Raw genomic sequence first — 25,104 nt, 5'->3', positions numbered from 1 at the left:
GACCATGTCCCAAAGTCTCGCAACGGTGGCCTACCTCGGTGCCGCTATTCTTTTCATCCTGAGCCTGGGTGGCCTGTCCAACCCGGAAACGTCACGCCGCGGCAATCTGTTCGGCATGATCGGTATGGGTATCGCCATTCTGGCGGCCATCCTCGGCCCACGCGTCAGCGCTGCTGGCGTGCCCTGGATCATCGGCGCGCTGGTGATCGGTGGCGGCATCGGCCTGTATGCCGCCAAAGTGGTCAAGATGACCCAGATGCCCGAGCTGGTGGCCCTGATGCACAGCTTGGTGGGTCTCGCAGCCTGCTTGGTGGGTTTCGCCAGCTACGTGGACACCTCGGTGCAATTCCAAGGCGCTGAGAAGCTGATCCATGAAGTGGAGATCTACGTCGGCATCTTGATCGGCGCGGTGACCTTCTCGGGCTCGCTCATCGCCTTCGGCAAACTCAACGGCAAGATCGGCGGCAAGCCGCTGCTGCTGCCCGCACGTCACTGGCTCAACCTGGTGGCCCTGCTGGTGGTGATCTGGTTTGGCCGCGAGTTCATCGCTGCGCATGACATCCAGGCTGGCATGACGCCGCTGCTGGTGATGACCGTGATCGCGCTGCTCTTCGGCGTGCACATGGTGATGGCCATCGGCGGTGCGGACATGCCCGTGGTGGTGTCCATGCTCAACAGCTACTCCGGCTGGGCCGCTGCGGCCACCGGCTTCATGCTGAACAACGACTTGCTGATCGTGACGGGCGCACTGGTGGGCTCCTCGGGTGCCATCCTGTCCTACATCATGTGCCAAGCCATGAACCGCAATTTCATCAGCGTGATCGCGGGCGGCTTTGGCTCTGGCGCGGGCACCCCTGCCGCTGGCGGCGCTGCGCAGCCTCAAGGCGAAGTGGTTCCCGTGAGCGCTGCCGAAACCGCCGAGCTGCTGAGCACCGCCAAGAGCGTGGTGATCATCCCCGGCTACGGCATGGCTGTGGCCCAAGCTCAGCACACCGTGTTCGAAATCACCAAGACCCTGCGCGCCAAGGGCGTGAACGTGCGCTTCGCCATCCACCCGGTGGCGGGCCGTATGCCCGGCCACATGAACGTGCTGCTGGCTGAAGCCAAGGTGCCTTACGACATCGTGCTGGAGATGGATGAAATCAACGAAGACTTCCCCGACACCGATGTGGCCATGGTGATCGGCGCGAACGACATCGTGAACCCCAGCGCCATCGAAGACCCGGCCAGCCCCATCGCCGGCATGCCGGTGCTGGAAGTCTGGAAGGCGCAAACCTCCATCGTGATGAAGCGCTCCATGGCCTCGGGCTACGCCGGGGTGGACAACCCGCTCTTCTACAAAGAAAACAACCGCATGCTCTTTGGCGATGCCAAGAAGATGCTGGACGAGGTGCTGGGCTTGCTCCGCGCCGGGGCGTCGTGAACCAGGCTGCACCTGTGGCGCAGACACTGAAGCCGATGGAGTCTTAGGGCTGCACCGAATCCAAAGCCTGCAGCACCTGACCGGGTGTGAGTAACTCGGTCAGCACCACCGGGGCTTGGCCTGGGCCGGGGTGCAGCACGTACACCGGCACCCCGCTGCGCCCCAGCGCGCGCAAGGCTTGGGTGATGGCGGGGTCTTGCCGTGTCCAGTCAGCACGCAGCAGCAGCACGCGGCGCTGTGCAAATGCTTGCTGCACGCTGTCTTGGTTCAGGGTGGTGCGTTCATTGACTTGGCAGGTGATGCACCATGCAGCGGTGTAGTCCACAAACACGGGCTGGCCTGCTGCCAGGGCGTGTGCCTCACGCTCAGGCGTCCACGCTTGCCATGCGCCTTGCGTGTTAGCCGCCACGACGCTGGCCGGGCTGAGCAGTTGCCACAGCACCCACAACAACCACAGCACGGTGGCGAGCAAAGGCAGCGCCAGCACGCGGCGCAGGTGCAGCATCCAGCGGCCCGGGCGGGGTAGCCAGCGTGCCGCTTGCGGCCACAGGCACAGCAGCAAGTAGGGCAGGGCCAAGCCCAAGCCCAACGTGGCAAACACGGCCAGTGCCGCGCCAGCGGGCAGTGTCAGCGCGGTGCCCAGCGCTACCCCCATGAATGGGGCGGTGCAGGGCGATGCCACGGCCACGGCCAGCACGCCAGACCACGCTGCATCGGCCCAAGGATGGCGCAGCAGCGCTTGCAGGTGCGGGCTAGCGCCGCTGGCGTGCTCGGCTTGGCTGCTGCGGCCAGACAGCACGGCCAAGCTGCGCCACTCCCACAGACCTAGCAAATTGACCGCCAACAGGGTAAACAAGAGCGCCAGTGCACCCACGACCCACGGGTTTTGCAGTTGAAAGCCCCAGCCCAGTTGTTCGCCCCCCGCACGCAGCGCCAGCAAGGCTGCGGCCAGTGCCAGCATGCTGCCCACCACGCCCACGCTGTAGGCCGTGCCTCGCTGCCAACCGGGCACACTGCGCATTCCCGCGCTGGGGAGGGCCAAGCTCAGCACTTTGATGGCCAGCACCGGCAGCACACAGGGCATGAGGTTGAGAATCAGCCCACCCAACAGGGCCGAGCCCAGCAGAACGATCCAGTCCACGCCGCCCAGGTTTTGGCGCACATCCAGCGCCAGGGGCGCGCTGCTGGTGGGGGATGGCCCGCTTGCTGCGCTGGCTTGCTCCTGGGTTGGCCACTGGCCTTGCACAGGGGCGGAGAGCCGCAATGCGCTGCGAGCGCTTGAAGAGGAGGGGCCTACCAGCACCCAGTCCAGCATGGAGGGCGATTCCAAGCGCATCTCTGCCAGCGGGATACGCACTTGCCACGTGCTGCGGCTGGCGTTGGCCGACTCGCTGCGCCACAACTGTTGGCCCACGGTGGCTGGGGCGGCGTTGTGGTCGACCGTCTGTACGGTTTGGGCGGCATGGGGCAGCAGGGGCGTGGCCACAATGGCTGCTTGCTCAGGCAGGGCGGTGAGGGCGTGGCCCTGCCAGGCAGCGGGCAGACCTTGCACCTGCAGCAGCAAAGTGGTGCGGCCATCGGCGCTGGTTTCCAGTTGGCTGTGGGCTTGTACACCGGCCCAGCCCAAGGCTTGCGCACTTTGTGGAGCCCGCGTGGGGGCTTGGACAAAGTCTTCGGCTTGCATGGCGACTGAGCCACGCACCGGCACTCCCAAGCTCATGCTCGCATCTTGTGGAATGCATTCTTGGCGGCACACCAACCAGTGGGCTTGCAGGCCTATGCTGACTTCACCCGCCAGCGGGGCGCGCCAAGTGGTGGGAATGCGCACAGGCACTGGCAGCAAGACCCGGCCTTCGTAGCCCAAGTTGACCAAGTCACCCACTGCGATGCGTTGTGGCACGGGCCAAGCGATTTCGCCCACATCCCAGCCTTCGGGCAGCGTCCAGCGCAATTCGGTGGGCAATCCGGTATCGCCGGGGTTTTTCCAGTAGCTGTGCCAGTGCGGCTGGTGTTCCAGCTGCACTCCCAGCCAAATGGTTTGTCCCGGCTGCAAGCCGTTGGGGGCGTAGGCCAGCAGTTCGGCACGCACCTGTTCGGTTTGGGCTACCGGATTATTTTTATCAAAAAGGCCTGCAGCGCTTGCCTGTATTGCTGCAGCAGCTATCAAAAATGTAGCAAAAAGGTGGCGCAAAAAGGGCTGCATGACAAAGTAGATATGGAGGCAGTGGAAAAGTTCAGTAACAGTGTGCCATTGCGATGGGACAAGTCTTGCATTCTTATCTAAGCGCAATTAGGCTGTTTTTCGTGGCTTTAACGCCAGCTTTATTGGCTATAAATGGTGATGAAAACGCATGCAACAGGAGGGCTTATGCATAGAAAGACAATCGGATGTGCTACGGTTTTGCTTGCTGGGCTATTGTTGGGGGGCGCTGCCCAAGCGGGCGATTACGGTACTTTGTACACCCAAGGTAGCAGCAATGGCTACACCTTGGGTTACGGCGTGTCTTTGGGGGATGATTTTGCGGCCCGTATTCACTACAGCGCCTTTCCCAAGTACAGCGCCAACAGCACCAATGTGGGTGACTTTGGCTCCAGTGCCAACCTCAATATCGACTTGCAATGGCAGTCCATCTCCTTGTTGGCCGATTGGTATCCTGGCGGTGGAGGTTTCCGTCTGACGCCTGGCATCATCTTCAACCAAAGCAAGATCACGGTGTCGGGTACGGGGCAAGTCAATGGTGTTACAGCCAACGTGAACGACGAGATCAAGCTCAGCAAAGATCCCCAGCTCTATTTGGGCATTGGTTACGGTTTGCGTCCGCGCCAAGCCAAGGGCTTTGGCTTTAGTTTTGACTTCGGTCTGATGGCGGGCAATCCCCAATCGGAGCTCACAGCCACTGGCGGTGGTGTCACCCAAAACGACATCAACACCCAAAACGCCAAGGTGCAAAGCGAGATCGACAAGCTCAAAGTGCTGCCCGTGCTGGGCTTGGGCGTGAGCTACTCGTTCTAAGCGGTTTTTCCAGCTTTCGCTTCCAGTGCCTGCCCGAATACGGCAGGCATTTTGCTGGGCGCGTGGATGCGCAGCTGTTTGTGCACACTCTCGCGCCCAAACACCACCTCAATCTGTGAAGGGCGCACGCCAAACAAGGGTGCCAGAAAACGCACCATGTGGTCGGTGGCTTTGCCGTTCTCCGGGGCTGCAGTCACGCTGATGCGCAATTCTTTGCCCAGCGGTGTGCCAATAGCATCCTTGCCCGCACTGGGCTTGCCCAGCACGTTCACCACCAAGGTGTCTCCATCCCAGCCAAAAAAGCCATCACCCGTCACGCCCTGCCGAGTGGTGGAGGCAGTGGCTGTAGCGCGGGTGGCAGCGGACTTTGCGGGTTTTTTGCTCATGGAGTGGCATCATAGGTGGCTATGACACACGCTTTCACGCCCCCAGCCTCGCCTGCTGCCTTGCCGTCATCGCCTTACTGGGCGGATTGGACATGGACCGACTTTGCCACCGCTCGCTTGCAGGGCGTGCAGCCTGTGGCGGTGTTGCCCTTGGGGGCCACCGAGCAGCATGGCCCGCACCTGCCCTTGCAGGTCGATACCTGCTTGGTCGACGGGGTGGTGCAAGCCGCCGTGCCCCACGTGCAAGCCCAACAGACCACCGCGCTGTTTTTGCCCACCCAAGCGGTGGGCTTTAGCCCAGAGCACATGGCCTACCCCGGCACGCTGAGCTTGTCGGCCACCACCATCATCCGCTTGTGGACCGAGCTGGGCGAAGGCGTGCACCGCGCTGGCGTGCAGCGTTTGGTGCTGTTCAATGCCCATGGTGGGCAGGTGGGCCTGCTCGATACCGTGGCCCGCGATCTGCGCGCCCGGCTGGGCATGCTGGTGTTCAGCGTCAACTGGTATGGTCTGCCGTTGACGACCGAAGACGGCCACGATGCCAACGCCATGTTCAGCGCGCACGAACACCGTTTTGGCATCCATGCCGGGGATGTGGAAACGTCCATGATGCTGGCCTTGCGGCCCGACTTGGTGCGCATGCAGGCGGCACAGCAATTTGCCTCTGCGTCCGAGCAGCGCGCCGCCCAGTACCCCATTTTGGGCAATGGCAAGAGCGCCAAATTGGCGTGGCAAATGCAGGACTACAACCCTGCAGGGGCGGTGGGCAATGCAGCAGCAGCCACTGCCGACAAAGGGCGCTCCGTCCTTGCAGCAGCCGGGCGCGCATTGGCAGTACTGCTGGCAGAGGTGCACAGCTTGCCTGCCAGTACGATCAGCACAGCAGCTCCCAACGCTTGACTTGGCTGGTACCGCTAGGCTGGCATGCTCCGGACAGGGGGCCTATGCCTTGGCTCAGGCGCTACCTTGTCGGGTGTGCAGTTGGAGTACGTCGTACGGACTGGTAGCAGTATCGCCCCCAAAGCGGTAGGCCGAGGTGGCGAAGTTGGCCACATAGTCTCCGAATACGCATACCGCGTGGTCGTCACCCGCAGCACCAGCGGCCACCATCAGGGGAATGAGGTGGTCTTCTTGGGGGTGGGCTAGGCGGGCGTAGGGGGCTTTTTCCCAGTTCACCAAGGCCGCAGAGCGTTCTTCGGCGCTGCGGTTGAGCAGGGATTGGCGCAGCCAGAGATCGAACATCTCGGATGCTGGGAGCGATTGCTTGCCACGCTCTCGCAGGTTGTGAAAGCTCTGGCCGCTGCCCAAAATCAGGATGCCTTGGTCGCGCAACGGGGATAGCGCACGACCTACGGCGATGTGCTCTGCCGGATCAAAACCAACACGCATGGACAACTGAACCACAGGTATGTTGGCCTCGGGGTAGATGGGTTTGAGCAGGCTGTAAGTGGCGTGGTCATAACCACGATGGGGGTCAATGTCCACATCCCAACCAGCGTCTTGCAGCAAGCTGGCGACTTGGTGTGCCAATTCGGGATGACCGGGTGCCGGATATTGGATGCGGTAGAGCGCATCGGGGAAGCCGAAGTAGTCGTAAATCATCGGCGGCTGGGGTGAGGCCGACACGCTGAAGACGTCTGCTTCCCAGTGGCTGCTGATGATGAGGATGGCGCGTGGCGCCTCCGGTAGCTGGTATGGCAGGTCTTGCAGGGACTTTTCCATGACGGCAAAAATGTCACGGAACGGCCCATTCATGAATGGCCAAGGCCCGCCACCGTGGGACAGGTAGTAGACGGGTTGGCGCTGGGCTGCCGTAGCTGATGGGGTGTTTGCAGTGGACATAGACAGGGCATCTCAAAGGATGAAGACAAGAATGCCTGCATCATTCCATCTATCGTGCAGAATATGAAGTCCTTTTACTTGATGAAGTCAATCAATATAGTTGATTGATTCGGCCCTCAATCGCGTGTCCAACGCGGTGTGGGTCGGTCTGCAGGGTGTGGCAAACCGTCCATGCCGATATCCACCGCACGGGTTTGCCAAGCGCGCACCCCGCTGGCATCCAACTCCAAGCGCAGCATCCAAGCACGGCGCTGGTTGTCGTTGTCGGTTTCTTTCATGATGAAGTTGCCCACGCTGTAGACGATGGGTTTGCCGCGGTAGGTTTCCACGTCTTGCGTCACATGGGGGTGGCCACCCACCACGGCATCGGCCCCAGCGTCGATCAGGGTGCGGGCCAGTTGGCGCTGGCGGCTGTTGGCCACCAGCTCGTTTTCCCAACCCCAGTGCATGAAGGGGATGACCACATCGGCACCGTAGCGACTGCGGGCTTGGGCGATGTCGTAGCGCACTTGTTCGTCTTCGCTCCAAGCCACGCCAGCGGCATCGGTATCGGCTTCAAAGCTGCGGGGCATGAACTCCACGTAAGAGAGCAGCGCGATGCGCAGCCCATGGCGCTCAATGATGAGCGGGGTGTGCGCCTCGCGCAGATTGCGCCCGCCACCCACTTGCTGCAGCCCGGCCTCTTGCAGCAAGCCCAGCATTTGCGCAAAAGCAGCGCGGCCAAAGTCGCCTGAATGGTTGTTGGCCAAGGTCACCGCATCCAAATGGCGGCGCAGCACAGGCAGCACGCGCGGGTGGGCGCGGAAGGTGTAAATTTTTCCCTCCGCGTTGCCCTCGGTAGCCACCACGCATTCCAAGTTGGCTATGCGGATGTCGGCGCTGTCCAACCAGTCGGCAAACGGAGCCAAGGGGTCGCCACCCTTGGCAATGAAGTCGCCTGCAGCATCGTCCAGCGCCATATCGCCTGCAAATACCAGCGAAACGCGCTGCGTTGGGCCCGCAGCAGGGATTCGGTTGGCGGCGGGGCGGGCGCGATGGCTGCTTGCAAAGGATTGGGCTGCATGGGGGCTGGGGCGGTAGCCTTGCAGCGTGCAGTGGTACTGGAACTCGCGCCGCAGATGGCCTGCATATACGAATTGCTGGCCAGTCAGGCTGGATGGGCTCTTGCCTTGGCCTTTGCGCAGGTGTGTTGGGGCGACTGCGAAAGGCGGGTGGTATTTGTTCTGCTGCACCAGCAGGGGGCCCTCGTCGGTGTCCACATAGGTCGATAGGGCGATGTACTCTATGTGCTGCCCCTGCCCCACCACCACAGGTTTGAACCAGAAGCGCCCATACACATCCACCAAGGGCGTGCTGTATGCGTCAGGCTGCGGGGTGGCTTGCACGTGCTGCGTGCTGCCAGCGTAGGTGAGGGCGCAGTGCAGGGTGGGTTGTGGGGCAGTCGCTGAGGCGTAGGCTGGCAGGGCCAACCAAGCCCACGCGAACATGGCCATTACACGGGCTGTTGCGCGCAGCCATGGATCGCCTGCACCGACTGTCATGGCAACAGGCGTACTGGGTCGTGGGCGTGATCGTGGGCGCTGATTTGGAATACGGCCACGGTGCGCACCAATTCATCGGCCTGTGCGCGCAAGCTGGAAGCCGCGGCCGCCATTTCTTCCACCAAGGCGGCGTTTTGTTGTGTTGCTTGATCCATGAGTGTGATGGCAGAGCCTATTTGTGCCACGCCTGAACTTTGCTCGACGCTGGCAGAACTGATCTCGCCCATGATATCGGTAACCCGGCGGATGCTGGCCACCACCTCGGTCATGGTGCTGCCCGCTTGGTCAACCAATGAAGTGCCTTTCTCCACGCGCTGCACGCTGTCGTCAATCAGGGCTTTGATTTGTTTGGCGGCTTCGGCCGAGCGTCCAGCCAAGCTGCGCACTTCGCTGGCCACTACGGCAAAACCTCGGCCTTGCTCCCCTGCTCGGGCGGCTTCTACGGCAGCGTTGAGGGCCAAGATATTGGTTTGGAAGGCGATGCCGTCGATGACGCCGATGATGTCGGCGATTTTCTTGGAACTGTCGTTGATGCCCTTCATCGTGTCCACCACTTGGGCCACCACCTCGCCCCCTTGCACGGCCACTGTAGAGGCGTTTTGCGCCAACTGGTTGGCTTGGTGGGCATGTTCAGCGTTTTGCTGAACCGTGTGGCCCAGTGCGTCCATGGAGGCGGTGGTTTGCTGCAGTGAACTGGCTTGGTTTTCGGTGCGTGCACTGAGGTCTTGGTTGCCTTGGGCTATTTGGGCGCTTGCCGTGGCTACTGACTCACTACCGGAGCGCACGCGGGCCACAATGCCGCCCATGCTGTCGCGCATGGCTTTGATGCCATGCATCAAGCTGGTGCCATCCCCCTCTTGCAAGGGAATGGCCACACTCAAATCACCCTGTGCCATGCGGTGCACGATGGTATTGGCTTGTCCTGGCTCGCCACCCAGTTGCCGAAGAATGCTGCGCCCAATCAGCAGCCCCATGGCCAGCAGCAGGACTGCCAGCAACAGGGTGCCGACACCAGCTTGCATCGAGCGGTTGAGGATGGTGGCATTGACCGTGTCCACATACACACCGGAGCCGATTACCCATCCCCATGGGGCAAACGCTTTGACAAACGATACTTTTTGCACCGGCTGGTCGTTGCCCGGCTTGGGCCACATATAGGCCACGCTGGCGCCCTCGGTGCTGCTTTGGGCGGCTTTCACGAACTCGACAAACACGCGTTTGCCGGTGGGGTCTTTGTTTTCCGTGAGGTCTTTGCCATCGAGCTCTGGCTTGATGGGGTGCATGACCATTTTGGGCTGCATGTCATTGACCCAGATGTATTCTGCGCCGCTGTAACGCACCGACTTCAACGCCAGCAAGGCGCGTTGCTTGGCTTCATCCTCGCTCATCTTGCCTTGGGTGGCTTGTGCGTGGAAATGCGCTACCAGCGCGTGGGCAATTTCCACGGTTTGGCGTACGGCTACTTGGCGCTCGTGCATGAGCATGGTGCGCTCGGACACCATGAAAAACGCCAACAGCAGCAGTAAACCTATCACTGCGCTGGCAATCAAAAGCCGCAGGCGGTTGGCGATATGGAGGGATGCAATGCGAAACATGGAAAGCCTTGAACCAATCTGGAAAGAGAATGAATCAATCACCTTGCGCCCAGCATAGTGGGTGTCTAGATGGTATGGGTGTCAGGATTGTTTCATGCGCTGTTGCTAATTGCTGGTGCAAAAACGGTTTTGATTGCGTAAATGTTTTTTAAGATGTTTTAAATCGATGCCGTGCCTTGGATGCAGGTCACGCTGTGCCCACCCACCCATACTTGGCCATGGGGGTCACGCTCTAGGAACACGCGCCCTGCGCGGTTCAGGCAAGTGCCTTGGGCGGCGGTGTAGCGTTCGGGCAGGTGCCCGTCGGCAATCAGCCATTGGGCCAGGCTGGCGTTCAGGCTGCCCGTGACCGGGTCTTCCGAGACCCCGACTTCGCCCACAAAGGCCCGCACTTCCAAGTGGGGCAAGTCGGCGTTGCCAGAACGTGCATCGCTAGGGCGTTGGCCCGAGGGCTGCACAAAGGCCCGTGCCTCGCGGTTGCTGCGTCCAATCAAGCCGGGGCTGCTGGACTCTTCGTGTGGGTATAGGGCTGCGACACCGACAAACGCATGCAGGGCGCGCAGTGCGGCGTGGTCGGGCTGCAAAGCCAGCACGGTCTCGGGGTTGTCGAGCAAGAGGCCCAGCCAATGCGGGCCGTTGTCCAGCATTTGCACCGCCTGCATCTGGGCACTCGCCACGCCCAGCGCTTGTAGCACGGCTTGCAGGTAGGCCGCATCAGGCGCACTGCGGCGCAAGCTGGGCGCTGCAAACGCCCAGTGGCCCTGTCGCCGCCCAATAGTGACCAAGCCCACCCCGCACTCCTGCACCACCACACCCTGTTGGCGCGGCTGGTGACCGGCTTGCAACCAAGCATGGCAAGTGCCCAGCGTAGGGTGGCCCGCGAAAGGCAGCTCGCTCTCGGGCGTGAATATGCGCACCCGGTAGTCCGCCCCCGCTGCCGCACCTTCGGGGGTGGGCGGCAGCACAAAGGTGGTTTCGCTCAGATTCGTCCACGCAGCGAACTGGCGCATCTGCGCCTCGCTCAGATCGGTGCCATCGAGCACCACCGCCAGCGGATTGCCCAGATAGGGGGTAGCGGTGAACACATCGACTTGGGCAAAGGGGCGTTGGCGTGGGGGCATGGTGTGGGAGGGGGAGGGGGTGAGGTTATAGGTCGTGATGGATGCGGGCGTTTGCTGTGGGCTTAGCCCAGCGGCATGGTCAGGATGGCGTGGGCTGCAGGGCGTTGGCGCAGGCGATCAAACCAGGCCTCTACGGCTGCAAAGCGCGGGTGTTCGAGAGGCAAGCCATACCAGCGGTGCATTTCGCAGCCCAGTGGGATGTCGGCCATGGTGAAGCGTTCTCCGCACAGGTAAAGACGCTCTTGCAGGTGGGCGTCGAGTTGCGCCAGCAGGGCGTATGTTTGCTCTTGCGACTGGGCAATGACGGCGCTCTGGCGCTGCTCCAGCGGCGTGCGGATGAGTTGCATGAAGGCACCGCGCCCAGCTGGATTGAAGGTGGTTTGCTGCCAGTCCATCCAGCGCTCGGCATCGAAGCGTTGCGCCAAGTCCTGCGGGTACAAGCCAGTGTCGCGCCCTCGGAGATTGCCGTAGCGGGCACACAGGTAGCGCACGATGACATTGCTCTCCCACAGCACCAGATCGCCATCTTGCAAGGTGGGTACCAATGCATTGGGGTTGAGGGCTTGGTACTCGCTGGTGTTAACGACCCCGAACTCGCGCCCGGCATCGGTGCGGGGCAGATCCAGCCCCAGCTCACCGACAGCCCATGCCACTTTGCGTACGTTGATGGAAGTCAGTCGTCCCCACAGATGTGGCATGGCAGCTCCTGTGTTTTTACTGCGCTTGCTTGATGGCTTGCGCCAAGGCGGCCACACCGCGGCGGATTTCGTCCACGCTGGGGGTGACGAAAGAAAAGCGCAGGCTGCGTGGGTCGCCTCCGGTGGCAAAGAAGGGCGCTCCAGGCACGTAGGCCACACCCGCATCCACGGCCTTGGGCAGCAGCTCCACAGCGTTCAGGCCGGCGGGCAGGCGGGCCCACAGGAACATGCCGCCATCGGGGTGGTTCCACGTCAGGTTGTGTTCGGGGTCTTGCTGCGCGTTGGGGAAGTGCTCTGCCAACGATTCGAGCATGGCATCGCGCTGGGCTTTGTACAGGGCGCGGATGCTTTGGATGTGGCCGGGCAAGAAGTCGCCCTTCATCACTTCGTAGGCAGCGCGCTGGTTGAAGCTGGGGCTGTGCAAGTCCGCTGCTTGCTTGGCTTGCAGCAGCTTGGGCATCAAGGCCTTGGGGGCCACCATATAGCCCAAGCGCAGGCCGGGGGCCAGCACCTTGGAGAACGAGCCCAAGTACAAGCAGCCTTCGGGGTTGCGTGCTGTCAGCGGGGCAGGGGGCGCTTGGTCAAACCACAGGTCGCCATATGGGTTGTCTTCCAGCAGCGGCAAGCCTTGTTCGGCCGCCAGAGCCGATACGGCGGCACGGCGTTCCTCGGTCATGGTGCGGCCAGTGGGGTTTTGGAAGTTGGGCAGCAGGTACATGAAGCGGGCTTTGTCCGCACCGCTCAGGATTTGGTGGCGCAAGCTGCCGGGTGTGCCATCGGGCAGCACGCCGTACTCGTCGCTGTCCACGCCCACGATGGTGGGTTCCATGGGCGTAAAGGCTTGGATGGCCCCCAGGTAAGTGGGCGACTCCACCAGCACGCGGCTGCCTGCATCGACCAGCACCTTGGCCACCAAGTCCAAGCCTTGTTGTGAGCCGGTGGTGATGAGGATGCTGGCCGGATCCACGTCCCAGCGCAGGCCGGCAGCGGCACTGGTTTCGCCCAGTTGGCGGGCGATCAGTTCGCGCAGGGGGGCATAGCCTTCGCTGGCGGAGTATTGCAAGGCCGAGCTGGCGTCGTGCGTGAGCACGTAGTCGCAAGCGGCTTTGAATTCAGCCGCTGGGAATGTTTTGCTAGAGGGCAGTCCACCCGCAAAGCTGATGATGCCGGGGCGTTCGGTGACTTTGAGGATCTCGCGGATCACCGAGGGGTTCATCTTGTGGGCGCGCTGCGCCAAAGTCCATTGACTCATGGTGTTTTTCCAGTGAAGTTGTGTGGTTGTTTTGATCGAGAAGCGGTTTTCAGTGTGGCCTGTTTGTACCACTGTTGGTGTTGCTGCATAGGGCTTCTAGGGGGTGAGCATGGGGTAGAGCGACAGCACCAAGGCGGCGGCCATCGTCCGGTTGAACCAGCGTTGCCGTGTAGGTTGTTGCAGCCAGTGCCGCAGCACCTTTCCAAAGCCCACCCAGAGTACGCTGCAGGGGCTGCCCAGCAGCAAAAACAGGCCGGCCAGCAGCACTACTTGCAGGGCCTCGGCTTGGGGTGCTAGGTAGGTGCTCATGCAAGTGACCGCCATCATCCATGCTTTGGGGTTGACCCATTGGAAAACGGCAGCCTCCCAAAAGCCGATGGGTTGCGCTGATGCTGGTGCACTCCAAGACGCCGTTTCGGATGGTGTTGGGGTGGCTGCAATAGGTGTAGTTGAGCGCGCCAGTTTGTAGGCTATCCACAGCAGGTAGGCACCGCCCAAGGCGCGCAGCAGGTCATAGAGCGCTGGCCAATCCTGCAATACGGTGTGCAGGCCCAAGCCCACGCACAGCACCATGAAACCAAAGCCAAGGTTAACGCCCGCCAAATGGCGTAGCGACCGTTTGAAGCCAAAGTTCACACCCGATGCCATCAGCATGGTGTTGTTGGGGCCAGGGGTGATGGAACTCGCCACCATAAACAGGCCTGCTGCGAGCAATACATCCGGTGTCATGGGTTGTCCTTTCGTGTGGATGCCGATTGGCTTGGGGCGTGTTGGGGGGTAAAGCGTTTGCCGATGAATACGGTGAGCACCACGCCCAAAGCGAAAGCGAGGGTGATGCCATCCAAGGTTTCCCCCAACAGGGGAATGGCGGCCACGATGCTGAAGAACGGCTGGAGCAGCTGTACTTGGCTGACCTTGAGCGTGCCGCCCAGCGCCAAGCCACGATACCAAGCGAAAAAGCCTGCCCACATGGAAAACACCCCTGTGTAGGCCAATCCCCACCATGCGCTGCTGGGCAGGCTGTGGCTGGGCCACGTGAGGATGGCGACGGGCACCGTGAGCGGCAGCGCGGCCACGCATATCCAGCAAATCACCTGCTCGGCCCCCAAGCTGGGGGTGATGCGTGCGCCATGCACGTAACCCAAGCTGCCCATGAGGACGGCACCCAGCAACAACCAGTCGGCATGTGACAGGCTAAAGCCATGCCCCATGGCGTGTCCCCGGTGCAAGGCATAGACCACCACCAGAGCGGCGCCGAGTACAGCACACAGCCAAAAGCCCCAGTGTGCCCGTTGCCCCATAACCCATGCGGCCATGGCCGCTGTGGCCAGTGGCAGCAAAGCGGTGATGACGGCGGCGTGGCTGGCATCGACCACGCGCAAAGCGCTGGCCAGCAGCACCGGAAAACCCACCACGCTGCCCAACGCCGCCCACAGCAAGGGCTTGCGCTCTGCCGCACTGGGCAGGCGCGAGCGGGTGATCAGCAAGAAAACAATGGACAGAGCACCAGCCAGTACCGCCCGGGCACTGGCGATGAACCAGGCTGACATGGTGGGGGCTTGTTCGGTGCCTGCCGCCAAGCGGGTCATGGGGGCAGTCAGGGCAAACAGGGCAACCCCCACCAAACCGAGCCAAAGCCCCAGTGTTTCCCGCGATGCAGGCGTCGATGCCACCAGGGGTGTTGTCGGTTGGAGTGGGGTCGTTTGGCTTGTCATGCCATGCACTGTAGATGTTGAAACAGCACAGTAGTGGTACAGTTTTATAAAACAGAAATGAAACTGTATTGCTTCATTTGTCCATACAGTGAGCAGGGTGCTCCATGCGCGTCCATGGCTGTTGCAGCTTGTCGCTGATGGCCCTTGCACAGGCATGCAATGTGCATAGGATGGGATTCGTCTACCAGCACAATGGATTTTTACAACCCATCCGGATTTTTAGGAGTTTTCTCGATGCAGAGATTTATTGGTTTTGGCAAGTCGGCCACCATGGCGCTGCTTCCCTTATGCGTTGGCTTGGCCTTGCTGCCAGTTAGCGCCCAGACGCCGCCGCCGACCGTACCCGTGGTCAAGTACGACTTGTCTTACGACATCATCAGCCCGGTGCATAGCACCCATGGCATGGTATCTAGCGAGCAAGCGCTGGCCTCCAAGGTCGGCGTAGACATCCTCCAGCGCGGTGGCAATGCCGTGGATGCAGGCGTAGCCGTGGGCTTTGCGTTGGCCGTGGTGCTGCCCAATGCGGGCAATATTGGCGGCGGCGGGTTCATGATGATCCACGATGCCAAGACTGGCAAAAATGTGGCCTTGGACTTTCGCGAAATGGCCCCACAACGTGCCACCCGCAACATGTATTTGGACGACAAGGGCAATGTGGTGCCAGGGCGTTCGCTCTATACCCATCTGGCCATTGGTGTGCCGGGCACGGTGGCTGGCCTGTCGCATGCGCTGTCTCGGTACGGCACGATGACACTGTCGCAGGTGATGCAACCCGCCATCGCGCTGGCCGAGAAGGGGTATCCGGTCAGCCGCAGCTTGGCACAGATACTGGCCGCCGAGCGCGACCACCTGGGGCAGTGGGAGGCTTCCAAGGCTATTTTCTTCAAGCAAGGGCGTCCGCTGCAGGAAGGGGAGATGCTGGTTCAGAAGGATTTGGCCAAGTCGCTGCGGCTGATTGCCAAGCAAGGCCCCAAAGCTTTCTATGAAGGGGCTATTGCCCACAAGATCGTGGCCGAAATGGACAAGCACGGTGGCCTGATCAACGCCGAAGACCTCAAGAACTACAAAGTCGTAGAGCGCGAACCTGTCGTGGGCAACTACCGTGGCTACCAAGTGATGTCGATGCCACCGCCCAGCTCTGGCGGTGTGCACATCATCCAGATGATGAACATTTTGGAGCGCTATCCACTCAAACAATATGGTGCCGACAGTGCCCAGACCATCCACCTGATGGCTGAAGCCATGAGGTTGGCGTATGCCGATCGTTCGGAATACTTGGGTGACCCCGACTTCACCAAAGTTCCGGTCAAAGGCCTGACCTCACGCGCCTATGCGGATGAACTGGCCAAGAAAATCAACCCCGATCGCGCCACCCCATCGGTCGATATCAAACCCGGCCAGCCACAACCGTATGAAAGCGATCAGACCACCCATTTCTCGGTGGCCGACAAGGATGGCAACTTGGTGGCGACTACCTACACACTGAACCTGAACTTTGGCAGTGGCATCGTGGCCGCAGGTACCGGCATTACCCTGAACAACGAGATGGATGACTTTGCGGTCAAGCCGGGCGTGCCCAACGCTTTTGGCCTGATTGGAGGCGATGCCAATGCCGTTGGCCCGTACAAGCGCCCGCTGTCGTCGATGTCGCCCACCTTTGTACTCAAAGATGGCAAGCCTTTCTTGGTGACGGGCAGCCCGGGTGGTAGCCGCATCATCACGACCACGTTGCAGACCATTCTCAACGTGATCGACCATGACATGAATGTGGCTGAGGCGGCTATTGCGCCGCGCATCCACCACCAGTGGGCACCTGATGTGCTGCGGGTTGAGAAGGGGCTGTCGGCCGATACCCTCAAAATTTTGCAAGACAAGGGTCAGAAAATCAGCGTGCAGCCTGCCATGGGGCGAACCCAGAGTATCCAAATCAGGCCCAACGGTTTTGACGGATTTTCGGATCCGCGCAACCCCGATGGACGTACTCTGGGTTTCTGAACAGCGCGCAATCGTCATGCAGTATTCCCCGCAGCGGCAAGGGCACGCCCCATGAGCAAGCTCGTCAAAGCCGCAGGTCAAAGTTTGGTGGAGCAACTGGCGGCCACCTTGGCCCAGCGCATCCGCGACCGCCTCCTGCCACCGGGCACGCGCTTGCCCTCGGTGCGGCAGTGTGCGCAGCAACAGGGAGTGAGCCCCTCTACGGTCGTGGCGGCTTATGACTTGTTGCTGGCTCAGGGCTTGGTTGAGGCGTTGCGCAACCGTGGGTTTTTCGTGCGAAATCAGCCAGTAGAGCGCATGGATAAAGCTGGGGATGCTATAGAAGCTGTAGCAGCTTCAGCCCATTCCATGCGACTTTCAGCCCCAGTCAATGCCACAGCGCTGATACGTGGCATGTTTGTGGATCACCAAACCCTGCCCCAACCCAGCATGGGGGTGCTGCCTGCCAGTTGGATGGAAACCGCTTTTTTAGGCACAGCCTTGCGCCGTGCAGTGCAGGCCGATAAAGGCTTGGCATTGCAATATGGTGATCCGGCGGGGAACCCGACCTTGCGCCGCGCGCTCAGTGCGCATTTGGCACGCCTGGCTGTGCAGGCAGCGCCTGAACAAATCGTCACCACTTTGGGTGCCACGCAGGCGCTTGATGTGGCCAGCCGAACGCTGTTGCGAGCGGGTGACCCGGTGATGGTGGAGGAGCCGGGCTGGACGGTGGAGTTTGCCCGTTTGCAAGCGCTGGGCATGCGCGTGCTGCCTGTGCCGCGTGGCCCCCAGGGCCCCGATTTGGCGGTGATGCAGCGCTATTGCCAAGAGCACCAGCCGCGCCTGTTTGTCAGCGTGAGTGTGCTGCACAACCCCACGGGCTACTCGCTCAGCCCGGCCAGTGCGCACCGCATTTTGCAGTTGGCCGAGCAATACGACTTCCACATCCTCGAAGACGACACTTACTGCCACTTTGCCCCTGAACACGCCACGCGCCTGTGCGCCCTCGATGGCTTGCAGCGCACTATCTATATAGGCGGCTTTGCCAAGGTGTTGGCACCCAACTGGCGCGTGGGTTTCATGGCCGCCCCTCCTGCGCTGCTGGAGCGCTTGGTGGACACCAAGCTGCTGACGGCCCTGACCACCCCCAGTCTGATGGAGGGAGCCATGGCATGGTCGCTGGAGCAGGGGCATTTGCGCCGCCACAGCGAGCGCGTGCGCTCCTTGCTGCATGCCGCCCGCAAGCGCACGGTGGAGCTGGCGGTGCAGCATGGATGCCGTTTCGTGTCCGAGCCTGCTGGCATGTTTGGCTGGGTGGATACCGGCGTGGATACCGAAGCCTTGGCCCAGCGCATGTTGGACGAGGGCTACTTGCTCGCTCCGGGCAACTTGTTCCATGCCCAGCGCTCGCCCAGTACGCTGATGCGCATTAACTTTGCGACCACGCAAGACGCACGGTTCTGGTCGGTATTCCAACGTGTAAGACTAACTTTGCAATAGATAAGAAAAAGATACATTTTTCTAGCTTCACGTGGCGGTGGTGCAGGTCGATAATGACTTGTCACACCTTCATTGGTGAATGAGAAGTCTATCGGTTAGTCAACAGGGAGTTAGCATGAATAGCTGGACCATGAAGCAGCGTTTGGTATGGGGCTTTGGTTTCCTACTCGCCATAGGTTTGGCGCTTGGTATCAATAGCGTTATCACATTAAACGGCATCAACCGGACTTTGGATGAGTTGGTCAATGATCGGATGGTCAAACTCAGGCTGTTTAACGAAATCAAAGACAACATGCAGGACACCTCGCGCTACTTGCGCGACTACGTGATCACTGATGAAGCTGCCCGTAAGGCAGACATCAAAAAGAAATTGGACGACAACGGTAAAGAAACCAATGGCTATCTAGAGCAGTTGGATAAACACTATCTCTTCCTAGTGCTCGGGAAGCTTTGGAGCGTGTGAAAAAAGCACGCGAGGCTTATCGCTCAACCCGCGTTGTTTTACTCAAGGCCGCTGACGAAGGTGACAAACCAAAAGCCTTTGGTTTATTGCTCAATGAGCTCACAACTCAGCAGGCAGACATGTTCAAGGCGATGGAAGATGCCACTGCCGTGCAGGAGAAAATCGTCAAAGAAGTCGCCGATAAAGCCGCATCGGCCGCCTCTACAGCGAGCATGCTGTTGGCCATTGGTGTTTTTGTCATGATCGTGCTGGGCATATGGACAGCCTACAGCGTCATTCGTGCATTGGTGGGCCCCATGGAGCATGCCTTGCACATTGCGAGCAAAATCGCTGAAGGGGATTTGACGCAGCGTGTTCAGGTGGATCGAAACGATGAAGTGGGCAAGGTGCTCACCGCCATGTCTAGCATGCAAGACTCCCTGATCCAGGTAGTGAGCAAAGTGCGCACCAGCTCCGACTCGGTAGCCAACGCCAGTGCCGAAATAGCCAGCGGCAACCAAGACCTCTCTTCCCGCACCGAAAGCCAAGCCAGCGCCCTAGAAGAGACAGCAGCCAGCATGGAAGAGCTAGGCTCCACCGTACGGCAAAACGCCGACAGCTCCTCCCAGGCTAACCAACTGGCCCAAAACGCCAGCAACGTCGCCACCCAAGGCGGGCAAGTGGTCTCCCAAGTGGTTCAGACCATGCGCGACATCCACACCAGCAGCCAAAAGATTGCCGACATCATCGGCGTCATCGACGGCATCGCCTTCCAAACCAACATCCTGGCCCTGAACGCTGCCGTAGAAGCGGCCCGCGCAGGCGAACAAGGCAGAGGCTTTGCCGTGGTAGCCAGTGAAGTGCGCGCCTTGGCAGGGCGCAGCGCCGAAGCGGCCAAAGAAATCAAAACATTGATCAGCACCAGCGTAGAAAAGGTAGAACAAGGCTCCACCCAAGTAGACCAAGCAGGCCAGATCATGCAAGAGGTGGTCAGCAGCATCCGCAGAGTGACCGACATCGTGGGCGAGATCAGCGCCGCCAGCGCAGAGCAAAGCGCAGGGGTGAGCCAAGTGGGAGAGGCCATAGGCAGCATAGACCAGACGACGCAGCAAAACGCGGCCTTGGTCGAAGAGATGGCAGCGGCGGCGGCCAGCCTCAAGAGTCAGGCCAATGAGTTGGTGCAGGCGGTGGGGGTGTTCAAGCTCAATGGACAAGAGAGCGTGCGCAGTAGTTACGCCTCTTCTGCAGGTGCCGGTGGTGCCGTGGCCCACAAGCCAGTGAGCACGGCATCTGCCTACAAACCCACTGCGAAGTCGGCTGTTTCTAAACCCACCGCCATGGCTAAGCCTGCAGCAGCCAGTATGCCCAAAGCCGCCGCCAAAGCACCAGTGGCGCCAGCGTCACCGGCTAAGAGTTTGCCAATGGCCACGGCCAAGGCGGCTGATGATGAGTGGGAGAGTTTCTAAAGGGCAGAGTTTGGCGTGCGTTCCGTGTGGCACCGTTCTACACTGTGCGCATGCTGACACCTGACCAACTGATTCAATACCAGCGCGACGGTTATGTCGTGCTGCCCCATTTCAAAACACCGCATGCGATTGCCCGCTTGCGTGAGCGAGCACAGGCCATTGTGGATGCCTATGACCCGGAGCACGAGGGGCAAATGGTCTTTACCACCAATGAGCAAACGCGGCGTTTGAACCAATATTTCTTGGATTCGGCTGACAAGGTGCGTTGCTTCTTTGAAGAGGAAGCCTTCGATTCACAAGGCCGACTCAAGCAAGCCAAGGCCTTGTCCATCAACAAAATCGGCCATGCCATGCATGACCTAGACCCTGTGTTTGTCGAATTCAGCCATGGCCCGGAGTTGGCTGCAGTGGCCAAGGATGTGGGCTTGCAGCAAGCACAGATTTGGCAGTCCATGTACATCTTCAAGCAGCCGGGTATTGGTGGGGAGGTGGATTGGCACCAAGACGCTACTTTCTTTGACACCACACCGCAAAGTGTCACGACCTTCTGGTTTGCCTTGGAAGACGCCACACTCCACAACGGCTGTTTGTGGGTGCAACCGGGTGGGCACCATGGACCTTTGCGCGAAAGGTTTGAGCGCTTTGGTGACAAAGTGAGCAAGCGCCGAATCGACGATACACCATGGCCCAGTGCCACAACGGGGGCAGTGCCTTTGGAGGTGCAAGCGGGCACGCTGGTGGTTTTTCATGGATTCCTACCCCACTACAGCGCGCCCAATCGCTCAATGCAGTCTCGCCATGCCTATACCTTGCACGTCACCGATGGTGCATGCAGTTACAACGCCACCAATTGGTTGCAACGCGGTGCCGATATGCCTGTGAGCGGGTTTGTGTGATCCGCACACAACTGGATTAACCATTTTGCTTGCATGGGATTGGGGCTTGGATGTACTATTAATGACCGTTTAGTCATTAACTTACCCCCTAAGGAGTGCTTCATGCGCAAAATCACTACCGCCATCGCTCTGGCTGCCGCTGCTTTCACAGGTCAAGCCTTTGCTCAAGCCCAAAACTTTGCTGGTTTCCAACTCGGCGCGAGCATCGATGCCGTGTCTTCTAAAACTGAACTGTCCTCCAGTGGCTTTAGCGAAAGCCAAAACACCGCCAACGTTTCATTGACCGCCCAATACAACTGGGCATTGGGCAACGAATGGGTGCTGGGTGTCGGTGCTTCCTATCAACTGGTAGACAACAAAGCCGGTGAAGCCAATGGCATTGAAGCCAAAGGCAAAAATACCTACAGCGTGTTTGTGGCCCCTGGCCTGGCACTGGATGCCAGCAACTTGGTCTACGCCAAGGTTGCAGCGGTCGGCACAGACGGAAAAATCACCCAATCAGGTACAGAAGGCAGCAAAACCCTCTCTGGCTATGGCATCGGCTTTGGCTGGCAGACCGCTTTGACCAAAAACATTTTGCTCTCCACCGAATTCATGGCCAAGCGCTACGACGAGGTGGATCTGAGCGCATCGAACAAAGTCAAAGGCAGTTCCAATAGCCTGTCTTTGGGTGTCGCTTACAAGTTCTAAGCAAGCTGCACGATTGCCTAAAGAAAAAACCCGCGTAAGCGGGTTTTTTTTATGGCGCGCAGGGCGATTGCATTATTTGCAATACACACGTGCAGTGCGTGGGGTGTAAATCCCCAAAGTCACTATGCTCAGCAAAACGTTGCCTGCAGACTCCTCCACAGCTACGCCCTTGACTTTGTCAGCGCCACCGCAAACTTGGGCCGCATCGACGGTTTTCTTTTGACCAATGCCGGAAACGAAAAAGCTTTGGCTGTTTTTGGTTGTGGCAGCAGCGGTTTCGAAAACATCTCAATTCACTTTAATAAAGTGTTAATTTTGGACGTTTGCAAGCTGAAGCAGGCGGAAGCTAGCTATAGATTGTTGTGCAATAGGTGCTGATAAACAGAAAATAGAAATGCATCGGAAGTTTTGATGCAAAATAGCGAACTTGTAAGAAAACTTTCCAAAGGGGTAATTTGATGAAACGTATCGCTATCGTAGCAGCTGCCGCTTCTTTCGCATTTGCCGGTCAAGCTTTTGCGCAAGCTCAAAATTTTGCTGGTTTCCAAGTGGGAGCAAGCGTGGACTTGGTCTCTGGTAAGAATACTGGCTCCAGTGGGCAAACAGACAGCACATCACAAAGTACAGCAAATTTGGGTTTGACAGCCCAATACAACTGGGCGCTGGGAGAGTCGTGGGTATTGGGCGCAGGTGCGAGCATCCAAGCTGTGGACAACAAGTTTGGCGAATGGACTAATGAAACAGCAAAACTGAAAAATGCATACAGCGCATTTGCTGTTGTTGGCTATGCTAAAGGAACTAACTTGTACTACGGCAAACTTGCATCTGTAGGCGGCAGTGGTGAGTTGTCTGGAATTGTTAATCAAAGCAAAACAGTCTCTGGTACAGGCTTAGGTTTTGGGCTGCAATCAAACATCAATAAAAATGTTTTGTGGAATGCTGAGTTGATGTTTAGCCAATACGATAAGCAGACCTACCCCAACGCCACTGGTCAGCTGCAGCCCACATCTTCTACCGTGTCCTTCGGCATCGCCTACAAGTTCTAATCCCCGCGTTTAGAACCCACTCCATCAGCCTAGGTCAGAACCGAGCCAGCTCGGGGAACCTAGGCTGATTGTTTTTTACCACCACCTTGCCGTATTCGGCACAGCGATGCAGGGTGGGGACGGCTTTGCCGGGATTGAGGATGCCGCTGGGGTCAAAGGCTGCTTTGAGCGCGTGCATCTGCGCCAATTCTGCTGCGGTGAATTGCACGCACATGCTGGAGAGTTTTTCCACGCCCACGCCATGCTCACCCGTGACCGTGCCGCCCATGGCGACGCTGGTTTCCAGAATGTCGGCACCAAACAGTTCGGCGCGGTGCAGTTCATCGGGGTTGTTGGCGTTGAACAGAATCAGCGGGTGCAAATTACCATCGCCTGCGTGGAAGACATTGCAGCAGCGCAATTGGTATTTGCGCTCCATCTGGCCAATGGCTTCTAGCATGTCGGCCAATCGGGCGCGCGGAATGGTGCTGTCCATGCACATGTAGTCGGGGCTGATGCGCCCGCTGGCGGGAAAGGCATTTTTGCGCCCGCTCCAAAAACGCAAGCGTTCGGCTTCGTTCTGGCTCACAGCCAGGCGTGTGGCCCCCGCATCGCGCAGCACTTGCTGCATACGGGCAATCTCTTCTTCCACCTCGTCCATCGTGCCGTCGCTCTCGCACAGCAAGATGGCCGCAGCATCGAGGTCGTAACCCGCATGCACGTAGTCTTCGGCGGCGGCGGTCATGGGCTTGTCCATCATTTCCAGCCCGGCAGGGATGATGCCTGCTGCAATGACAGCAGCCACGGCATGGCCGGCAGTGCGCACATCGTCAAAACTGGCCATGATGCAGCGTGCCAGCGCCGGCTTGGGTGTCAGGCGCACGGTCACTTCGGTCACCACAGCCAGCAGGCCCTCGCTGCCTACCACCACGCTCAAGAGGTCGTAGCCCGGCACATCCAGCGCTTCACTGCCAAACTCCACCACATCGCCCGCAGCCGTGAGGCCACGCACACGCAGCACGTTGTGCAGCGTCAGGCCGTACTTGAGGCAGTGCACGCCGCCTGAATTCTCGGCCACGTTGCCGCCAATGGTGCAGGCGATCTGGCTGCTCGGGTCGGGCGCGTAATACAAGCCGAGTGGGGCAGCGGCTTCGCTGATAGCCAAGTTGCGCACCCCGCATTGCACGCGGGCGGTGCGGCTGTTGGCATCAACTGCCACGATGCGGTTAAAACGCGCCAGTGAGAGCGTGACACCGCGTTCGTGGGGCATGGCCCCGCCCGACAAGCCGGTGCCCGCACCGCGCGCAACGACGGGCACACCCAGGTTCTGGCAAGTGCGCAGCACGGCAGCAGCCTGCGCCTCTGTCTCGGGCAAGGCCACCAGCAGCGGGCGCTGGCGGTAGGCGGTCAGTCCATCGCATTCGTAAGGCGTGGTTTGTGCATCGTGCCAGAGCAAATTTTCTACAGGCAAATCGTGCTGCAGGGCTTGTACCATAAGCTGCTGCAGCTCCTTTTTTGATAGCAACTCTGTCTCGGTGCCAGCTTGATTGGTGGTGGGTGATGACGCCATGCGTGTCTCCGCAGTGAAGTGCTTGTGGGGGTCTTGTTTTCGTGCGCTTGCATGCTAGCAGTGTCTAGAATCCACAGCTAGTTACAGAAAGCGAGTGCCCCGTGAACGAAACCCTGGCCGTATTGCCGCAGTACCTCTTGCCCAAAACCGCGCTCACTGCGACGGCAGGGCACCTCGCCAATTACCGCGGTGGGAGTTTGACCACCGGCATGATTCGCCGCTTTATCCAGCGCTATGGCGTCAACATGGCTGAGGCCGCCAACCCTGATCCGGCTAGCTACCCCACGTTCAACGAATTTTTTACCCGCCCCCTGAAAGAGGGCTTGCGCCCCTTGGCCGACAGCACGTGGGTAAGCCCCGTGGATGGCGCAGTCAGCCAGTTGGGTGCCATCAGCGGAGACCAGCTCTTGCAGGCCAAAGGCCGCTACTACAGCACCACGGCCTTGGTGGGGGGGGACAGCGGGCTGGCGCAGCAGTTTCAAGAGGGGTGGTTTTGCACCATTTACCTTAGCCCCAAGGACTACCACCGTATCCACATGCCCTGCGATGGTGAGTTGCGCCGCATGATTTATGTGCCGGGGGATCTGTTCTCGGTCAACCCATTGACCGCCCGCAACGTGCCGGGCTTGTTCGCCCGCAACGAGCGCGTGGTCTGCATTTTTGATACCCCCCACGGCCCCTTGGCTTTGGTGCTAGTGGGTGCCACCATCGTGGGCAGCATGGCCACCGCATGGCATGGGGTGGTGAACCCACCGCGCCGCGCTGAGGTGACCGAATGGAGCTACCAACCCGGCCAAGTGAGTCTGCGCAAGGGTGACGAGATGGGGCGCTTTTTGCTCGGTTCCACCGTTGTTATGTTGTGGCCGCGCTTGGGGATGGACTGGCAGGCCGGGTGGGAGCCCGCCGCGCCCGTGCGCTTGGGCCAAGCCATGGCCCAAGGCAAAGCCTAAAGCGA

General features: G+C 59.9%; 22 protein-coding genes and 1 pseudogene. 11 read left to right on the top strand and 12 right to left on the bottom strand.

Annotated elements, in window-relative coordinates:
• Window positions 1–4: 4 nt before the first annotated feature.
• Window positions 5–1,423 carry a Re/Si-specific NAD(P)(+) transhydrogenase subunit beta gene (gene pntB / locus KIK84_RS05940; RefSeq protein ID WP_214122114.1) on the top strand — a complete coding sequence of 473 codons (1,419 nt, stop codon included), beginning with the start codon at window positions 5–7 and terminating at the stop codon, window positions 1,421–1,423.
• A gap of 43 nt (window positions 1,424–1,466) precedes the next feature.
• Here the strand turns inward: pntB and KIK84_RS05935 are convergent, their stop codons facing one another.
• Window positions 1,467–3,626: a thioredoxin family protein gene (locus KIK84_RS05935; RefSeq protein ID WP_214122113.1), complete on the bottom strand. Its 2,160-nt coding sequence runs from the start codon at window positions 3,624–3,626 to the stop codon at window positions 1,467–1,469.
• 165 nt (window positions 3,627–3,791) lie between these two features.
• On the opposite strand from KIK84_RS05935, the gene KIK84_RS05930 reads away from it, so the two are divergent.
• Window positions 3,792–4,436 carry a hypothetical protein gene (locus KIK84_RS05930; protein WP_214122112.1) on the top strand — a complete coding sequence of 215 codons (645 nt, stop codon included), beginning with the start codon at window positions 3,792–3,794 and terminating at the stop codon, window positions 4,434–4,436.
• Here KIK84_RS05930 and KIK84_RS05925 read toward each other — a convergent pair.
• Window positions 4,433–4,822 (bottom strand): DUF167 domain-containing protein, encoded by a 390-nt coding sequence (locus KIK84_RS05925; RefSeq protein WP_214122111.1) that lies wholly within the window; start codon window positions 4,820–4,822, stop codon window positions 4,433–4,435. The genes KIK84_RS05930 and KIK84_RS05925 overlap by 4 nt on opposite strands.
• A gap of 21 nt (window positions 4,823–4,843) precedes the next feature.
• Here KIK84_RS05925 and KIK84_RS05920 point away from each other — a divergent pair, with 21 nt between their 5' ends.
• Window positions 4,844–5,722 (top strand): creatininase family protein, encoded by an 879-nt coding sequence (locus KIK84_RS05920; RefSeq protein ID WP_214122110.1) that lies wholly within the window; start codon window positions 4,844–4,846, stop codon window positions 5,720–5,722.
• A gap of 54 nt (window positions 5,723–5,776) precedes the next feature.
• Here KIK84_RS05920 and KIK84_RS05915 read toward each other — a convergent pair whose 3' ends face one another.
• The 8 genes from KIK84_RS05915 to KIK84_RS05880 form a co-directional block, all read right to left on the bottom strand.
• Entirely contained in the window at window positions 5,777–6,664 is an 888-nt protein-coding gene (locus KIK84_RS05915) for a DODA-type extradiol aromatic ring-opening family dioxygenase (protein WP_214122109.1), read from the bottom strand.
• 116 nt (window positions 6,665–6,780) lie between these two features.
• Window positions 6,781–8,205: a CapA family protein gene (locus KIK84_RS05910; RefSeq protein WP_250207772.1), complete on the bottom strand. Its 1,425-nt coding sequence runs from the start codon at window positions 8,203–8,205 to the stop codon at window positions 6,781–6,783.
• Entirely contained in the window at window positions 8,202–9,800 is a 1,599-nt protein-coding gene (locus KIK84_RS05905; RefSeq protein WP_214122108.1) for a methyl-accepting chemotaxis protein, read from the bottom strand. The genes KIK84_RS05910 and KIK84_RS05905 overlap by 4 nt, the downstream gene beginning before the upstream one ends.
• A 158-nt stretch (window positions 9,801–9,958) precedes the next feature.
• Window positions 9,959–10,921, bottom strand: a complete 963-nt coding sequence (locus tag KIK84_RS05900) for a PhzF family phenazine biosynthesis protein (protein ID WP_214122107.1) — start codon at window positions 10,919–10,921, stop codon at window positions 9,959–9,961.
• Window positions 10,922–10,983: 62 nt separating this feature from the next.
• Window positions 10,984–11,619: a glutathione S-transferase family protein gene (locus tag KIK84_RS05895; protein ID WP_214122106.1), complete on the bottom strand. Its 636-nt coding sequence runs from the start codon at window positions 11,617–11,619 to the stop codon at window positions 10,984–10,986.
• 16 nt (window positions 11,620–11,635) lie between these two features.
• Window positions 11,636–12,871: an aminotransferase-like domain-containing protein gene (locus KIK84_RS05890; protein WP_214122105.1), complete on the bottom strand. Its 1,236-nt coding sequence runs from the start codon at window positions 12,869–12,871 to the stop codon at window positions 11,636–11,638.
• Window positions 12,872–12,967: 96 nt separating this feature from the next.
• Complete coding sequence (locus KIK84_RS05885) at window positions 12,968–13,600, bottom strand: LysE family translocator (protein ID WP_214122104.1); 633 nt, start codon at window positions 13,598–13,600, stop codon at window positions 12,968–12,970.
• Window positions 13,597–14,586 carry a DMT family transporter gene (locus tag KIK84_RS05880; protein ID WP_214122103.1) on the bottom strand — a complete coding sequence of 330 codons (990 nt, stop codon included), beginning with the start codon at window positions 14,584–14,586 and terminating at the stop codon, window positions 13,597–13,599. The genes KIK84_RS05885 and KIK84_RS05880 overlap by 4 nt, the downstream gene beginning before the upstream one ends.
• A 234-nt stretch (window positions 14,587–14,820) precedes the next feature.
• On the opposite strand from KIK84_RS05880, the gene ggt reads away from it, so the two are divergent.
• The 6 genes from ggt (at window position 14,821) to KIK84_RS05850 (ending at window position 21,554) form a co-directional block, all read left to right on the top strand.
• Window positions 14,821–16,581 (top strand): gamma-glutamyltransferase, encoded by a 1,761-nt coding sequence (gene ggt / locus KIK84_RS05875; protein ID WP_214122102.1) that lies wholly within the window; start codon window positions 14,821–14,823, stop codon window positions 16,579–16,581.
• A gap of 51 nt (window positions 16,582–16,632) precedes the next feature.
• A complete protein-coding gene (locus KIK84_RS05870; RefSeq protein ID WP_214122101.1) occupies window positions 16,633–18,060 on the top strand; it encodes an aminotransferase-like domain-containing protein in 1,428 nt (475 codons plus the stop codon).
• Between the two features lie 115 nt (window positions 18,061–18,175).
• Entirely contained in the window at window positions 18,176–18,523 is a 348-nt protein-coding gene (locus KIK84_RS05865) for an MCP four helix bundle domain-containing protein (protein ID WP_214122100.1), read from the top strand.
• The gene (locus tag KIK84_RS05860) at window positions 18,520–19,968 is read left to right on the top strand and encodes a methyl-accepting chemotaxis protein (protein ID WP_349815903.1); all 1,449 of its coding nucleotides are present in this window, start codon (window positions 18,520–18,522) and stop codon (window positions 19,966–19,968) included. Before KIK84_RS05865 ends, KIK84_RS05860 begins: the two co-directional genes overlap by 4 nt.
• Before the next feature lie 50 nt (window positions 19,969–20,018).
• Window positions 20,019–20,864 (top strand): phytanoyl-CoA dioxygenase family protein, encoded by an 846-nt coding sequence (locus tag KIK84_RS05855; RefSeq protein WP_214122098.1) that lies wholly within the window; start codon window positions 20,019–20,021, stop codon window positions 20,862–20,864.
• Between the two features lie 102 nt (window positions 20,865–20,966).
• Entirely contained in the window at window positions 20,967–21,554 is a 588-nt protein-coding gene (locus KIK84_RS05850; protein ID WP_214122097.1) for an outer membrane protein, read from the top strand.
• A 72-nt stretch (window positions 21,555–21,626) separates the two neighbouring features.
• Here the strand turns inward: KIK84_RS05850 and KIK84_RS05845 are convergent.
• Window positions 21,627–21,818: pseudogene (locus KIK84_RS05845) on the bottom strand (Bor family protein); the annotation flags it as partial.
• Between the two features lie 194 nt (window positions 21,819–22,012).
• Between KIK84_RS05845 and KIK84_RS05840 the strand changes: the two are divergent.
• Window positions 22,013–22,600, top strand: a complete 588-nt coding sequence (locus KIK84_RS05840; RefSeq protein WP_214122096.1) for an outer membrane beta-barrel protein — start codon at window positions 22,013–22,015, stop codon at window positions 22,598–22,600.
• Window positions 22,601–22,634: 34 nt separating this feature from the next.
• On the opposite strand, the gene KIK84_RS05835 is transcribed toward KIK84_RS05840, so the two are convergent.
• Window positions 22,635–24,074, bottom strand: a complete 1,440-nt coding sequence (locus tag KIK84_RS05835; protein ID WP_250207820.1) for an FAD-linked oxidase C-terminal domain-containing protein — start codon at window positions 24,072–24,074, stop codon at window positions 22,635–22,637.
• Between the two features lie 176 nt (window positions 24,075–24,250).
• Between KIK84_RS05835 and asd the strand changes: the two genes are divergently transcribed.
• Window positions 24,251–25,099, top strand: coding sequence for an archaetidylserine decarboxylase (gene asd, locus KIK84_RS05830; RefSeq protein ID WP_214122094.1), 849 nt, complete (start codon window positions 24,251–24,253; stop codon window positions 25,097–25,099).
• The last annotated feature ends 5 nt before the right edge of the window (window positions 25,100–25,104 follow it).

It is taken from the genome of Curvibacter sp. CHRR-16 (assembly GCF_018474005.1).
Taxonomy (GTDB): domain Bacteria; phylum Pseudomonadota; class Gammaproteobacteria; order Burkholderiales; family Burkholderiaceae_C; genus Allorhodoferax.
This window is presented reverse-complemented; position numbering and strand designations above follow the sequence as displayed.